Below are 14,500 nucleotides of genomic sequence, written 5' to 3'. Positions count from 1 at the left end.
CCTGAAGACAATCCCGCCCGCCGTTGCTAGGGCGCACCGATGATCCGCGAAACCGCCTACGCCAAGATCAACCTCGCGCTGCACATCCGGGCACGGCGCGAGGATGGTTATCATGAGCTCGAGACGCTGTTCGCCTTCGTCGATGCCGGCGATGTGCTGACGGCGCGTGCGGCCGAGGCGGACACGCTGGAGCAATATGGCGAATTTGCCGGCGAGCTCGGCACCCCCTTCGGCAATCTGGTGATCCAGGCGCTCGGCGCTCTGCCGCGCCCTGGCGGCCTAGCGATCCAGCTCGAGAAGAACCTGCCGGTCGCCGCGGGGCTGGGGGGCGGCTCGGCGGATGCCGGGGCGGTGTTCCGGATCGTGCGCGAACGCTTCGGTCTGCCCGAGGACTGGCGCGAGCGCGCCGCGAAACTGGGCGCCGATGTCCCGGCCTGCGTCGAAAGCCGGACCTGCATCGGGCGGGGGACCGGAACCGAACTCGAAGCGCTTGCCGACGACAGCCTTGCCGGTGTTCATGTGTTGCTGGTCAATCCGCGTGTGGCGCTGACCACCGGACCGGTGTTCGCGGGATGGGACGGCGTGGATCGTGGGCCGCTCCCAAAAGGGTCGGCGCGCGCCATCTCGCTGGCGGGACGCAACGATCTGACCAAGCCCGCAATTCGGTTGTGCCCGGTCATCGCCGACGTCCTCGCGGCACTCGAAAACACCGTGCCGGTGCTGGTCCGCATGTCGGGCTCGGGTGCGACATGCTTCGCGCTCTACGACAGTGAGGAAGCGCGCGATGCCGCCTCCGAAACAATCGCCACCGCCCATAGAGAATGGTGGCAGATGACGGGGATGCTGAGATGATGATCGACGACAAGCCCTATCGTCAGGTCGGACAGGCGAGCCCGGACGGGATCGTCTGCCTCGCCGATCATGCTTCGAACTTCGTCCCCGAGGACATCGACCTTGGCATCGATCCCGCGCTGCTGGGCGAGCATATCGCAGTCGATATCGGAGTGGAGGGCGTCGCCGATCGGCTCGCGCGCCAGCACGGCATCCCGGCGCATATCGCCTGTGTCAGTCGGCTGGTCTGCGACTTCCACCGCCGCGAGGACGAGCCCGCAGTGGTTCCGGCCGAGAGCGACGGGCATCTGATCCCCGGCAATATCGGTGCCGATATCGAGCGGCGGCTGGCGACCTATCACCGGCCCTATCACGCGGCGCTGGGCGAGTTTATCGCCGACCACTCTCCGCGACTGCTGCTCGCGCTGCACAGCTTCACCCCCAGCCTCGCCTCGCGCAAGGAGGAGCGGCCCTGGGAGGTCGCGTTGCTCTACAACCAAGACGACCGCGCGGCGCGCCACGCGATCAGCCTGTTCGCCGAGCACGGGCTGACCGTGGGCGACAACCAGCCCTATTCGGGAAAGCAGCTCAACGCGACGATGGATCGCCATGCCGAGGCGCGCGGCATACCCTATCTCACCATCGAGGTACGGCAGGATCAGATCGCCACCGAGGCGGGGCAGGCGCGCTGGGCCGCGCTGATCGCCGATGTCGCAAGCCGGACGCAGCTCGCGCTTGACAGGGCCTAAGAAAAGCTAGCCCGCGGGGCCTTGCCATCCTCCGTCACCCCAGCGAAAGCTGGGGTCTCTGGCCGCACGAGATCCCAGCTTTCGCTGGGATGACGAGGATCTTATGCCGACATTCGACAAATCCCGCCTGCCCAGCCGCCATGTCTCGGTCGGTCCCGAGCGCGCGCCGCACCGGTCCTATTATTACGCGATGGGGCTGACCGAGGAAGAGATCGCGCGGCCCTTCGTCGGCATCGCCAGCGCGGGCAACGACAGCGCGCCATGCAACACCACGCTCGATCCGCAGGCGAATATCTGCCGCAAGGGGGTCGAGGAGGGCGGCGGCATGCCGCGCCGCTTCAACACCATCACCGTCACCGACGGCATCGCGATGGGGCACCAGGGGATGAAGAGCTCGCTGGTCAGCCGCGAGGTGATCGCCGATTCGGTCGAGCTCTCGGTGCGCGGCCATTGCTACGACGCGCTGGTGGGCTTCGCGGGCTGCGACAAGAGCCTGCCTGGGATGATGATGGCGATGCTGCGGCTCAACGTGCCTTCGATCTTCGTCTATGGCGGCTCGATCCTGCCCGGCACCTACAAGGGGCACGATGTCACCGTGGTCGACGTATTCGAGGCGGTTGGGCAATATGCCTCGGGCAATTGCCCGCTCAAGGAACTGACCGCGCTCGAAAAGGTCGCCTGTCCCGGCCACGGCGCCTGCGGCGGCCAGTTCACCGCCAACACCATGGCCTGCGTCGGCGAGGCGATCGGTTTGTCCTTGCCCAACAGCAACATGACTCCCGCTCCTTACAAATCGCGCGAGGAAATAGCGGTCGCCGCCGGCCGCCAGGTGATGGCGCTGCTCGAGCGCAATCTGCGCCCGCGCGACATCTGCACCCGCGCTGCCTTCGAAAATGCGGCGCGCGTGGTCGCGGCGACCGGTGGCTCGACAAACGCCGCGCTCCACCTCCCCGCGATGGCGCAAGAGGCGGGGATCCAGTTCGACCTGTTCGATGTCGCCGAGATCTTCAAATCCACGCCCTATATCGCCGATCTCAAACCTGGCGGGCGCTATGTCGCCAAGGACATGCACGAGGCGGGCGGGGTCTATATGGCGATGAAGACGCTGCTCGACGGCGGCTTCATCGATCCCGAGCCGATGACCGTGACCGGCAGGACGCTGGGCGAGAACATCGAGGAGGTCACCTGGAACCCCGACCAGAAGGTGTTCTACGCCTTTTCCGATCCGATCACCCCCACGGGCGGGGTCGTCGGGCTGAGGGGATCGCTCGCGCCCGAGGGGGCGATCGTCAAGGTCGCCGGGATGGAACGGCTGCAGTTCACCGGCCCTGCACGCTGCTTCGATTGCGAGGAGGACGCCTTCGCCGCGGTCGAGGCGCGCGACATCGCCGAGGGCAGCGTGATCGTGATCCGCTACGAAGGGCCCAAGGGCGGGCCGGGGATGCGCGAAATGCTCTCGACCACCGCCGCGCTTTACGGGCAGGGGATGGGCGAGAAGGTCGCGCTCATCACCGACGGGCGCTTCTCGGGCGCGACGCGCGGCTTCTGCATCGGCCATGTCGGTCCCGAGGCGGCCGAGGGCGGTCCGATCGCACTGATCGAGGACGGCGACACCATCGCCATCGACGCCGAGGCGGGCACGATCGATCTGCTCGTCGATGCGGCGATACTGGACGAACGCCGCAAGGCGTGGCAGCCGCGCCGGCATGATTACCAGTCCGGAGCCTTGTGGCGCTATGCCCAGAACGTCGGAGCCGCACGCAGCGGCGCGGTCACGCATCCCGGCGGGGCGAGCGAGACGCATATGTTCGCCGATATCTAGCGCTTTGCTGCTGGCGCTCGCGCTGGCGGCCTGCTCCGACGTGCAGGAGCAGGCGGTCGAGGGTGCGGTGACGATAGATTGCGCGGTGGGCCCCGGCGCCGAGATGGGCGCGGACTGCATGGTCGAGCGCGTCGGCGACACGCTGGTGATCCGCCACCCCGATGGCAGTTTTCGTCGCCTGAACGCCGCCGACCTGAGTGCGGCGGATGGTTCGAATGCGGCGCAGGTCGTCGAGGATGACGAGAGGGTCGAAATCCGCATAGCGGGCGACCGCTATCGCTGGCCGAAGGGGGCTTTCGACAATGGCGAGTGATGCGGTTCTGACCGTTACGGAAATGCGCGCCGCTGAAGCCGCTGCGGTATCGCAAGGCACCAGCGAATGGGAACTGATGCAGCGCGCCGGAGAGGGGGCGGCGGATTATGTCTGGCGGATCGCGGCGGGGCGCGGGGTCACGGTGCTATGCGGCCCCGGCAACAATGGCGGCGACGGCTATGTCATCGCGGAGGTCTTGCGGGCGCGCGGACTCGATGTTGCGGTGGTCGCGCCGGTCGAGCCCGGGACCGAGACTGCCACCACGGCGCGCAAGAATCATCAGGGCGCCGTGCAGACATCTGTCGCCGGTCTCGCCAAGCCCGTCATGGTCGATTGCCTGTTCGGCTACGGCCTCTCGCGTCCGCTCGAAGGCGCCTTCAACCAGGTGTTCGCCGAGGCAACCGCGTCGCACCCCTATCGCATCGCGGTGGATGTCCCCAGCGGGGTCGCCAGCGACAGCGGCGAGCTGCTCGGCGAGGTGCCGCGCTGCGATCTGACGCTGGCGCTGGGTGCCTGGAAGCAGGCGCATTTCCTGATGCCTTCGCTTGCCGTGATGGGCGAGAAGCGGCTGGTGCCGATAGGGCTCGATTTGCCTGAGGATTCAGCACGCCTTGCCCCGCTTCCCGCGCTGTCGCCGCCCGCCGCCAACTCGCACAAATACACTCGCGGCCTGCTGGCGATCGTCGCCGGCGCGATGCCCGGTGCGGCGATGCTGGCTGCGCAGGCGGCGCTGCGCAGCGGCGCGGGCTATGTGAAGCTGATGAGCGAGCATTCGCACCCCGACGCGCCCGCCGAACTCGTGATCGAGGGCGGCGATCTTGCCAAGAGCCTCGATGACGAGCGGATCGCTGCCCTGCTGATCGGCCCCGGGCTCGGCCGCGACAACGGCGCGCGAGACCGGCTCTGCGCGGTGTTCGACACGCGCGTGCCCTGCGTTCTCGATGCCGATGCGCTGCACCTGCTCGATCCCGACCTGCTCGAAGGCTGCGATGCCGCGCGTCTGTTGGTCACGCCGCACGAGGGCGAGCTGGCGAAGCTGTGCGAAGCCTTCGGCATCGAGGAAGAGGGCAAGCTCGACCGCGCCCGCGCGCTGCACGAATCCACCGGTCTCGCGGTGCTGGCCAAGGGTCCGGACACTATCCTGATGGCGGCCGAGGGCCTGCGCTTCTTCCCGCGAGGCTCGAGCTGGCTCTCGGTCGCGGGCACGGGCGATGTCCTCGCCGGGATCGCCGCCGCGCGGCTGGCCGCCCATGGCGATCCCGCGCTGGCTGCGGAGGAAGCCGTGCATCTGCAGCACGAAGCCGCGGCGATTGCCGGTCCCGGCCTCACCGCAGGACAGCTCGCCCACGCCGTCCAGCCAGCCATGGAGCGCTTTTTGTGAGCGACACCGACACCATCCTCCGGATCGCCGCCAAGGGCGACGGGGTCACCGCCGACGGACGCCACGCCGCGGGCGCCGCGCCCGGCGATGTCCTGCTCCCCGATGGCACGCTCCAGCCCGGCCCTCACCGCGCCACTCCGCCCTGCCGGCATTTCGCGCGCTGCGGCGGCTGCCAGCTGCAGCATTGCGACGAGACCGCGCTGCGCGATTTCGTCACCGACCGGGTGGCGCATGCGGCGCAGGGGCAGGGGCTCGAGGTCGGCGAGTTGCTCCCGACCTATCTCTCGCCTCCCGAAAGCCGCCGCCGCGCGACGCTCCACGGCTTGCGGACGCACAAATTCATGCTCGGCTTTCGCGAGGGCCGTTCGCACCGGCTCGTCGATATCGCCGAATGCCCGGTGATGCGCCCCGAACTGTTCGCGATGGTTGCCCCCTTGCGCAAGCTGCTTGGCCCGATGGCGGGGCGCAATCCGGTCGATGTTGCGCTCACGCTGACCGATCAGGGGATCGACTGCCTGCTGACGGGGATCGAACTCGACGGGCTGGGGCCGACCGAGGCGGTGCTCGATTTCGCCCGCGACCGGGGCCTCGCGCGGCTCACGCTCGATCTCGGCTATGGCGCCGAGACGATGTGGGAGCCCGAGCCGGTGACGATCACGCTCTCGGGCGTCGCCGTGCCGTTCCCCGCGGCGGGCTTCCTGCAGCCGACCGCCGATGGCGAAGCGATGCTGGTCGCGGACGCGGTGGAATTCCTCGAAGGCAGCAAGGTCGTCGCCGATCTCTTCGCCGGGCTGGGCACTTTCGCCTTCGCATTGGCACCCCAGGCGCAGACGGTGGCGGTGGAGGCGGCGCGCGATGCCCATCTGGCGTGCAAGCTCGCCGCCGGGCGATCGCGGCTACCGATTGAATCGGTCCATCGCGATCTGTTCCGCAACCCGCTCCAGCCCGACGAACTCGCGCGTTTCGACGCGGTGCTGCTCGATCCGCCCCGCGCCGGCGCGCGCGAGCAGGTGGCGACGATCGCCGCGAGCAGCGTCGAGCGGGTCGCCTATGTCAGCTGCAATCCCTCGAGCTGGGCGCGCGATGCGAAGACGCTGGTGGAGGCGGGGTTCCGGCTCGAGAAGCTGCGCCCGGTGGGGCAGTTTCGCTGGTCCACCCATGTCGAGCTGACCAGCCTGTTCAGCCGCTAGAGCGTGGTGGCTCCGGATAGACCCGGCTTGCTCCTCCCCCTTGCGGGGGGGAGGCCGGGTGGGCGCGTGCAACACCGATTGGGCAGACGCGCATCTGAGGTGCGCTCCCCAGCTCGACCCTCCTCAAGGGGCGGGGGAGATGCCATTTGATGTCAGCCGAACTAGCCTCTCAGCGCTCCGAGCACCTGATCGCGCAGCCATTGTCGCGCATGCGGCTCGACATAGGCATGGCCCGCGCGTGGGCAGCTTGCGATCCGCGGGTCGTCGCCCCAGTTTTCGGCGAAGGCCTGCGCGGTACGATCGGCCTCGGCGAGCAGGATCCGCACCGGCCCGTCGAAAGTCTCGAGCCCGGTGCGCATCTCGGCGGCGAGCGAAGTGGGCGCGGGTTTCGGCTTCGCGGCTTTGGCGATCCCGCGCAGGAGCTTGCGCAGATCGACCTCGCCCGAAACCAGCCGAGCCACTTCGCGCGGGTTTTTCAGCTTGGCCAGATAGCGCGCGCGGATTGCGGAAGCCGGCGGCGTGACATCCGCACCCGCTTCTTCGCCCGTCTCCACGCCCGCTTCGTCGATCGTCCAGGGATTGCTCAGCACCAGCGCATCGCAGCGCGCGCCGCCGGCGAGCATCAGCGCGGACGCGGCATCGCAATTGCCCATTCCGACCACCCGGCCGAGCTGCGGGGCCAGGGCGCGAAAGGCGGCGAGCGCGGCGGCGATATCGTCGGCCTCGTGGCGGAAGCCGCGGTTGGCGCCCTCGCTGTCGCCGGTGCCGCGGCGGTCGAAGCGGAACACGGGGAAGCCCGCGCGCGCGATCTGTGCGGCGAAGCGCGCCTGCCCGGCGAAGGCGCCGCTGCGGATTTCGTTGCCGCCGTTCACCAGCAGCAGGCCAGCGGTCCCCGGCGCGGTGTCGAGGGTGCCTGCCAGCGTCGCGCCCTGGCAGTTGAAGGTGAGCGCCAGCCGGCTCACGAGGCGAGCATCCCGTTTGCGATGATGCGAGCGAGAGCCTCGGCCTGCTCAGGGTCTTCGCCGGGTTCGGCGCGCAGCCATAGCGGCGAGCCGCCCAGCTCGACCTGATCGACGATCCGGACCTGCGGCCCGATCGTCCACTCGGCGGCTTCGAATTCGCGGATCATAGTCGCGCCCAACTGCCAGCCGGCGAGTTCGAGCCCTTCCTCGCGGCCCTGCGCCAGCAGCGTCTCGACCTTCTCCTCGCGACCCGCCTCGCGCGCGGCGATGGTCCGGGCGCGCAGCATTGCGCGCAGCAGCGGTTTACCTCCCGCGGGCGCGTAGAAGAAGGCGGCGGTGTCCCGCGGCGCCAGCAGCGCGCCGCCGCGGATGGCGAGGATGTGGGTGCAGCGAAAATGGGCGAAGGCCGCGCGAGCCGCTTCGCGCCACGAGCTCACCGCCTGGTTATCGAGCGAGGCCAGGCTTTCGTTGCAGCCGGGCAGGTCGGGAAGGAAGCTGTCGATCCCCGCAGCATCTCCCGCCGCATCGAGTTTGCGCATCGTTTCGACGACTTGGCGGCGGGTCTTGTTATGTTCGTCGAACAGCGGCGGCAGCACCAGCAGGCGGCGATCGCGCGAGCTATCGAACCGCAGGACGATTTCCTCGGCGCGTTTCCCGTCGGGGAGGGGCGCGCTCCAGGAATCGTAGATCGCCAAGCTCAGCCCCTTACCGATTTGGCCCCGACCGATTTGGCCCCGACCGATTTGGCCTCGGCGAAGGCGAGCAGGCCGCCATAGGTCTCGAGCATTTCGCCATCGACATCCTCGTCCTCGATGACGATGTCGAGCCGGTCTTCCATCTCGGTCAGCAGCCCCGCCACCGCCATGGAATCGAGCTCGGGCAGATGGCCGAACAGACCCGTGTCGGCATCGAAATCCTCGACCTGCGCTTCGTCGAGGGCGAGCACATCGCGCAGGATCGCGCGCAGCACGGTGTCGATCTGGCTGCGGCTGGGCGCGGTCGCATCGGTCGAGAGGGCGGTCTGGCCGGGCATGAAGGGCGCTTTCGTGCGGTTTGCGGTGAGGATTGCAGGCGGTGCGGCTTAACCGCGTCGCAGGCGCGAGGCAAGCCGGTCGGCGAGCTTGCGCGCCAGCAGGCGCCAGGCGGCGGGTTGCAGCGGATCGATGCAGGTGAGGGTATAGCGCAGCCGCTCGGTGTCCATCCAGTCGCGCTTGTAGCCGTCCTGCCCGGTGCCGAAATCGACGGTTGCGACCGCGTCGATATCGATCACGTGCTCGAACAGTGCCGCGCTCAGCGTGGTCCCGGCGGAAAGCCGTTTGAATTCCTCGTCATAGGCGAGCTTGTGGATGAAGGCCGTGCCGCGTTCGACCGTCCAGAACTGCGCCGCGACCGGCACCCCTTCGTGCCGCGCCACGCCCATCCGCAGGTGCCCCAAGGCGCCCTCGCGGCGGGCGAAGGCCTCGAGCAGATCGGCGTCCTTTTCCCCGGTCTTCCAGCTGCGGTTGTAGATTTCGACATAGGCCTGCCAGGCGGAACTGTCGAATTCGACAAGGATCTCGACCTCGACCTTCTTCGCCTTGCGCCTGAGCGTTGTGCGCATCGGGCCGGGGCGCTGCGCCCAATAGGTTGCGAAGTCGCGCTGCCCCACATCGAGAACGTGGTTGACGTCGCGGGGCTCCATCCGGGTCAGCCAGCCCGCCTTGCGGAAGGCGGCGCGCAGCCGCTCGGCGGTGCCGTGTTCCTCGGGAAGGTAATCCATGGTGACCGAAGGCGCCTGCCTGCGCAGATCGCGGGCGATCGCGAGTAGCAGGGCATCGCCTTCGGGGCCCGGCGCGGCGAGCGGACGCCAGGCGAAGGCGAACCAGTGGTTGAGCGATGCCAGCCCGCTAGCGGTCCGGGTCAGCGGCAACGCGGCGGCATCGCGCCCCTGCTCGGCCATGGCGACCAGCGGCTGCGTGCCGAACCGCGCCAGCAGCCCGTACCAGTCGGAGCGGTCGAAGGGGCTGCGCGCACGATGGTCGAAGGCTTGCAGTTTGCTAACGCTATCGTGATAGCTGACTGTCACACCGCCCGTTCTCGCCATCATCGCTGCCGCCGTCGCTGCCGTCGCCATTGCATCCCCCAGGAGCATTCATGTCACTAGCGCCCGACCCCGTGCCCCGGCCACTGGATTGTCTCGTCGATCGAGGCGAAGCCGATGCCCCGGCGCTGGTCCTGCGCGACCGCATCCTTAGCTATGCCGGGTTAAGAGAGCGTGTCGCGCTGCTCGCGGGCTGGCTGGCGAGCCGGGCGCAGGCGGGCGACCGGGTGGCGAGCTGGGCCGCCAAGGGCGAGCTTACGTGCCTGCTCCCGCTGGCCGCCGCGCGCGCGGGGATGGTGCATGTCCCGATCAACCCGCTGCTCAAGCATGCGCAGGCCGCGCATATCCTCGCCGACAGCGGCGCGGTGCTGCTGATCGGGACCGGTGCGCGGCTGAAGTCGCTGGAACAGCAGGATGTGCCCGGAACTTGCGAGCTGATCGAGGAGGGCGAGGCCTGGCGCAGCGCGGAGGGGTTGGCCACGCCGCTGCCTGCCGCGACCCGCGATCCGCAAGAACTCGCCGCGATCCTCTACACCAGCGGCTCGACCGGGCTCCCCAAGGGGGTGATGCTCAGCCATGCGAACATGTGGCTCGGCGCGGCCAGTGTGGCGCATTACCTTGGCTTGGCGGCGGACGACGTCACGCTGGCGGTGCTGCCGCTGTCCTTCGACTACGGCCAGAGCCAGTTGCTTTCGACCTGGTATGCGGGCGGATCGGTGGTCCCGCTGGACTATCTCTTCCCGCGGGATGTCGCGAAGGCCTGCGCCCGGCATGGCGTCACGACGCTGGCCGCGGTCCCGCCGCTGTGGGTCCAGCTTACCGAGACCGAGTGGGCAGACGAGGCCACACAGACAATGCGCCGGCTGACCAACAGCGGCGGCGCGCTCACCGCCAAGCTGGTCCGTCGCCTGCGCGCACAGTTCCCCACAGCGCCGCTGTTCCCGATGTACGGACTGACCGAGGCCTTCCGCTCGACCTATCTCGACCCCGAGCTGGTCGATGCGCACCCCACCTCGATGGGCCGCGCGATTCCTTTCGCCGAAATCCTCGTGATCGACGACGCGGGCGAGCCCGCTGCTTCCGGCGAGGAGGGCGAGCTGGTCCATTGCGGTCCGCTGGTGGCGCAAGGCTATTGGCAGGATGAGGTGCGGACGGCGGAGAGGTTCAAGCCCGCTCCCACAGCGAGCGAATATGGCGGCATGGCGGTCTGGTCGGGCGACCGGGTTCGGCGCGATGCCGATGGCCTGCTCTATTTCGTCGGACGGCGCGACGCCATGATCAAGAGCGCGGGGAACCGCATCAGCCCCCAGGAAATCGAGGAGGCGGCGCTGGCGACCGGACTGGTGGCGGAAGCGATCGCGCTGGGCGTGCCCGACGAGCGGCTGGGGCAGGCGGTCCATCTCGTGGTCCGCGGCCCATCGGCGGGTTCGGCAGAAAACGAAATGCTTTCCAAGGCCTTGGCGAAGGAACTTCCCAACTTCATGCAACCCCAGGCGATCCACTGGCGCGAGACCATGCCGACCAATCCCAACGGTAAGCTCGACCGCACCGCGCTCGCCCGCGAGCTTGGGGCATGAGCGACAAGCCCAAACCCACCGGGCCGATCCCCGCCGGCTTCGAGGCGCGCGACGGTGCATTGCTGATCGGCACACGCACCGCCGATGAATGGGTCGAGCAGACCGGGCGCACTCCGCTGTTCCTCTATTCGCAAGCCCTGCTCGAGCGCCGGATGGCGGAGCTGCGCGCCGCGATGCCCGAACGATTGCGCATCAATTACGCCATCAAGGCCAACAGCTTCGAGCCGGTGCTGAAGCTGATGGCGACTCTGGTCGATGGGCTCGACATCGCCTCGGGCGGCGAGCTGGCGCTGGTCCAGCAGGCCGGGATCGACACCGCGCGGGTCAGCTTCGCCGGTCCGGGCAAGCGCGACAGCGAACTCGAGGCGGCGATCGCGGCCGGGGTCACGCTCAATCTCGAAAGCGAGGGCGAGGCGGCGCGCGCGCTGGCGATCGCCGAGCGGCTGGGCGTGACCCCGCGGCTCGCGATCCGGGTCAATCCCGATTTCGAGCTCAAGGGCTCTGGCATGAAGATGGGCGGCGGCGCCAAGCCTTTCGGGGTCGATGCCGAGCGCGTCCCCGCGCTGGCGCGCGAGGTGATCGCCGCCGGGGCTGAGTGGCGGGGCTTGCACATCTTCACCGGCAGCCAGGCGCTCGATGCCGAGGCGCTGGTCGAGACCCAGGGCAATGTCCTCGATCTCGCCGACCGAATCGCACGCGAGGCGGAGATCGCCATGCCCAAACTCAACATGGGCGGCGGCTTCGGCATCCCCTATTTCCACGGCGACCAGCCGCTCGACATCGTGCGGGTCGGCGAGGCTCTGGCCGAGCGCTTCGCCGCGCTCCCCGCCAGTCTTGCGGAGGCCGAACTCTACATCGAACTGGGGCGCTATCTGGTCGGCGAGGCCGGGGTCTATCTAACCCGCATCGTCGATCGCAAGGTGAGCCACGGCGAGACCTATCTGGTCACCGATGGCGGTCTGCATCACCAACTCGCCGCCTCGGGCAATTTCGGCACCGTGGTGCGGCGCAACTATCCCGTCGCGCTCGCCGCGCAGCTCGATGCACCGCCCGCTGAGATCGCCAGCGTCGTCGGCTGCCTGTGCACCCCGCTCGACCGGCTGGCGGATCGCGCCGCACTGCCGCGCGCGCAGGTGGGGGATCTGGTTGCGGTGTTCTGTGCCGGAGCTTATGGGGCAAGCGCATCCCCCAGCGCCTTCCTGGGTCAGGGGCCGGCGGCGGAACTGCTCGTCTGACCCTGTCCCGAAATGCGACAGGGGGTAGCGAATCGCCGGTTCGCCGCGGGTTGCACCACAAGGCTAACGGTCTGTTCACCTTTTTTCTGCATTAGGTTGGCTGAAATCCGGGGGAAATGGGTCTGCGATCGCAGCTCGAAAGCACCCCGAAGCGGCCGAGGAACATAAATCCATGCGCAAATTCCGCGTTTCCACTTCCCTCGCGAGCTGCGCGGTCGCAGCGCTGGCTCTGGCCGGTTGCGCAGGGTCCGGCGGGACCGAACTGCCGCCCGCGACCTTCGTCGCGCTGCAGGAAGGGCCGGGCGAGCAATATGTCATCGGCCCGCTCGACAATCTCACGATCCACGTCTGGCGCAACCCCGAGCTAGGGGCCGAGAAGATCCAGGTTCGTCCCGACGGGCGGATCACCATCCCGCTGGTCAAGGACATGCCCGCGGTCGGCAAGACGCCATCGATGCTGGAGGAGGATATCCGGCTCCAGCTTTCGCAATATATCGAGGATCCGCTGGTCTCGGTGATCGTCAACGAATTCGCCGGCACCTTCAGCCAGCAGGTCCGTATCGTCGGCGCCACCGAAAAGCCGGCCTCTATCCCCTATCGCGCCAATATGACCGTGCTCGACGCGATGATCGCGGTCGGCGGACTCAACGATTTCGCCGCGGGCAACCGCGCCAAGTTGATCCGCTTCGACAAGCAGGCGGGGCGCCAGCGCGAATATGCGCTGCGGCTGACCGATCTGCTGCGGCGCGGCGACAGCGAGGCGAATGTGATGCTGCGCGCGGGCGATGTGATCATCATCCCCGAATCGGTATTCTGAGAGCGCACCCGCTATGAACGAGGTCTTCGAGGAACTGCGCGGGGCGCTCCATCAGGTCTGGAACCGGCGCTGGATCGCGCTCGGCGTGGCCTGGGGCGTCTGCGTGCTCGGCTGGCTGGTGGTGGCGCTGATCCCCAACAGCTACGAGAGCCGCGCGCGTATCTATGTGCAGGTCGACGACGTCCTCTCGCAGCAGCTGGAAATCTCCGGCGACGGCAAAAAGGAACTGGTTCGCGTCCGCCAGACTCTGGCCAGCGCGGTCAATCTCGAAAAGGTCGTCCGCGCCACGAAACTGGGCGAGGATATCACCACCGATTCCGAATTGCAGGGCGCGATCACCAATTTGACCGAGAACGTCGTGGTCAAGGGCGAACAGGACAATCTGTTCGAAGTCAGCGCAACCATCGGCAAGGCGGATTTGAGCGATGCCGAAAACGCCAAGCTGTCGCAGGACGTCGTGACCAAGCTGCTCGACATCTTCCGCGAGGAGAACATCTCGGGCAATCGCGGCGAGGTCGCCGATACGCTGGTGTTCCTCGATCGCCAGCTCGAAGAGCGCAAGCAGGAACTCGAAGCCGCCGAACAGCGCCGCCTGACCTTCGAGGCGCAGTATCCCGAACTGATCGGCGGGACCGGCACGGTCTCGACCCGGCTGCAGACGCTGCGCACCGAGATGCGCGGCGTCGATGGCGATATTGCCGCCGCACAGAGCGCGCTGGCCGCCATCAACGGTCAGGTCGCGGGTACGCCGCGCTCGATCCAGATGCCCGGCATGGGCGGCGGCGGGGCGCGCGCCGCATTGATCCAGGCGCAGTCGCAGATGGCCGCGATGCGCTCGCGCGGGCTCACCGACAGCCATCCCGACATCCAGTCCACCCAGCGCCAGATCGAACTGCTCGAACGCCAGGCGGCGAACGAGGGCGATGGCGCCTATGGCCAGCCCAATCCCGCATACACCTCGCTGATCGCCATCCGCGCCGAGCGGCAGGCCAATGTCCAGGCGCTGAGCGCCCGCAAGGCGGCGTTGCAGGCCGACATCTCTGGCCTGATCGCCTCGCAGGCGCAGGAGCCGGAGGTCGCTGCCGAAGCCAACCGCATCTCGCGCGATTACGAGGTGCTCAAGACCAAATATGACGAGCTGCTGCGGGATCGCGAGGAAATGCGCCTGCGCGGCCAGGTCCAGACCGAGCGCAGCGCCTTCCAGTTCGAGGTGGTCGATCCGCCGACGATTCCGCGCAAGCCGGCGGCGCCCAACCGCCCGATCCTGCTGATCGGCGTGCTGTTCGTCGGCCTTGCGGCGGGGGCGGGGACGGCCTTTGTCCTCGGGCAGCTGAAATCCGCATTCTCGACCGCCGACCGGCTCGAGCGCGCGCTCGACCTGCCGGTGGTGGGGACGATCTCGCGATCGATGACCAAGGCGCGCGCCGAGCTTGCGCGCAAACGCTCGAAGCAGTTCGCCGCCGGTGCGGGCGCGCTGGGCGGTGTCTGCCTGCTGCTGCTCGCGGTCGAATTCATCCAGGTCGGAACGGTGGCGTGAGAGGAT

14 protein-coding genes are annotated in these 14,500 nt (G+C 68.2%); 10 read left to right on the top strand and 4 right to left on the bottom strand.

Translation table 11 applies throughout. The features are described 5' to 3' along the window. The first annotated feature begins 39 nt into the window (after positions 1-39). The 6 genes from Q9K01_RS07825 to Q9K01_RS07800 all read left to right on the top strand — a co-directional run bounded on the left by Q9K01_RS07825 (position 40) and on the right by Q9K01_RS07800 (position 6,286). Positions 40-852: a 4-(cytidine 5'-diphospho)-2-C-methyl-D-erythritol kinase gene (locus Q9K01_RS07825; RefSeq protein WP_305929649.1), complete on the top strand. Its 813-nt coding sequence runs from the start codon at positions 40-42 to the stop codon at positions 850-852. Further along, a complete protein-coding gene (locus Q9K01_RS07820) occupies positions 852-1,580 on the top strand; it encodes an N-formylglutamate amidohydrolase (protein ID WP_305929901.1) in 729 nt (242 codons plus the stop codon). The genes Q9K01_RS07825 and Q9K01_RS07820 overlap by 1 nt, the downstream gene beginning before the upstream one ends. Before the next feature lie 103 nt (positions 1,581-1,683). Next, positions 1,684-3,402 (top strand): dihydroxy-acid dehydratase, encoded by a 1,719-nt coding sequence (gene ilvD, locus Q9K01_RS07815; RefSeq protein WP_305929648.1) that lies wholly within the window; start codon positions 1,684-1,686, stop codon positions 3,400-3,402. 4 nt (positions 3,403-3,406) lie between these two features. After that, positions 3,407-3,715 (top strand): hypothetical protein, encoded by a 309-nt coding sequence (locus Q9K01_RS07810; RefSeq protein ID WP_305929647.1) that lies wholly within the window; start codon positions 3,407-3,409, stop codon positions 3,713-3,715. After that, positions 3,705-5,096, top strand: coding sequence for an NAD(P)H-hydrate epimerase (locus Q9K01_RS07805; RefSeq protein WP_305929646.1), 1,392 nt, complete (start codon positions 3,705-3,707; stop codon positions 5,094-5,096). Before Q9K01_RS07810 ends, Q9K01_RS07805 begins: the two co-directional genes overlap by 11 nt. Then, entirely contained in the window at positions 5,093-6,286 is a 1,194-nt protein-coding gene (locus Q9K01_RS07800) for a class I SAM-dependent RNA methyltransferase (protein ID WP_305929645.1), read from the top strand. The genes Q9K01_RS07805 and Q9K01_RS07800 overlap by 4 nt, the downstream gene beginning before the upstream one ends. 161 nt (positions 6,287-6,447) lie before the next feature. On the opposite strand, the gene Q9K01_RS07795 is transcribed toward Q9K01_RS07800, so the two are convergent. Genes Q9K01_RS07795 through Q9K01_RS07780 form a run of 4 tightly spaced genes read right to left on the bottom strand, consistent with a single transcriptional unit; the run spans position 6,448 to position 9,361 of the window. Beyond that, complete coding sequence (locus Q9K01_RS07795; protein ID WP_305929644.1) at positions 6,448-7,248, bottom strand: hydrolase 1, exosortase A system-associated; 801 nt, start codon at positions 7,246-7,248, stop codon at positions 6,448-6,450. After that, positions 7,245-7,943 carry an alpha/beta hydrolase family protein gene (locus tag Q9K01_RS07790; RefSeq protein ID WP_305929643.1) on the bottom strand — a complete coding sequence of 233 codons (699 nt, stop codon included), beginning with the start codon at positions 7,941-7,943 and terminating at the stop codon, positions 7,245-7,247. The genes Q9K01_RS07795 and Q9K01_RS07790 overlap by 4 nt, the downstream gene beginning before the upstream one ends. A 2-nt stretch (positions 7,944-7,945) precedes the next feature. Further along, entirely contained in the window at positions 7,946-8,281 is a 336-nt protein-coding gene (locus tag Q9K01_RS07785) for an acyl carrier protein (RefSeq protein ID WP_305929642.1), read from the bottom strand. 48 nt (positions 8,282-8,329) lie between these two features. Further along, the gene (locus Q9K01_RS07780) at positions 8,330-9,361 is read right to left on the bottom strand and encodes a GNAT family N-acetyltransferase (protein ID WP_305929641.1); all 1,032 of its coding nucleotides are present in this window, start codon (positions 9,359-9,361) and stop codon (positions 8,330-8,332) included. Between the two features lie 20 nt (positions 9,362-9,381). Between Q9K01_RS07780 and Q9K01_RS07775 the strand changes: the two genes are divergently transcribed. The 4 genes from Q9K01_RS07775 to Q9K01_RS07760 all read left to right on the top strand — a co-directional run bounded on the left by Q9K01_RS07775 (position 9,382) and on the right by Q9K01_RS07760 (position 14,494). Beyond that, entirely contained in the window at positions 9,382-10,905 is a 1,524-nt protein-coding gene (locus Q9K01_RS07775; protein ID WP_305929640.1) for an acyl-CoA ligase (AMP-forming), exosortase A system-associated, read from the top strand. Continuing rightward, complete coding sequence (locus Q9K01_RS07770; protein ID WP_305929639.1) at positions 10,902-12,140, top strand: pyridoxal-dependent decarboxylase, exosortase A system-associated; 1,239 nt, start codon at positions 10,902-10,904, stop codon at positions 12,138-12,140. The genes Q9K01_RS07775 and Q9K01_RS07770 overlap by 4 nt, the downstream gene beginning before the upstream one ends. Positions 12,141-12,312: 172 nt before the next feature. Next, on the top strand, positions 12,313-12,957 hold the full coding sequence (locus Q9K01_RS07765) for an XrtA/PEP-CTERM system exopolysaccharide export protein (protein WP_305929638.1): 645 nt from the start codon (positions 12,313-12,315) through the stop codon (positions 12,955-12,957). 13 nt (positions 12,958-12,970) lie between these two features. Beyond that, positions 12,971-14,494, top strand: a complete 1,524-nt coding sequence (locus Q9K01_RS07760; RefSeq protein WP_305929637.1) for an XrtA system polysaccharide chain length determinant — start codon at positions 12,971-12,973, stop codon at positions 14,492-14,494. Positions 14,495-14,500 lie beyond the last annotated feature (6 nt).

The organism is Qipengyuania benthica (assembly GCF_030717865.1).
In the GTDB taxonomy this organism is placed as follows: Bacteria; Pseudomonadota; Alphaproteobacteria; order Sphingomonadales; family Sphingomonadaceae; genus Qipengyuania; species Qipengyuania benthica.
Note: the sequence above shows the minus strand (reverse complement) of the source record. Positions and strands in the feature narration are given on the sequence as shown.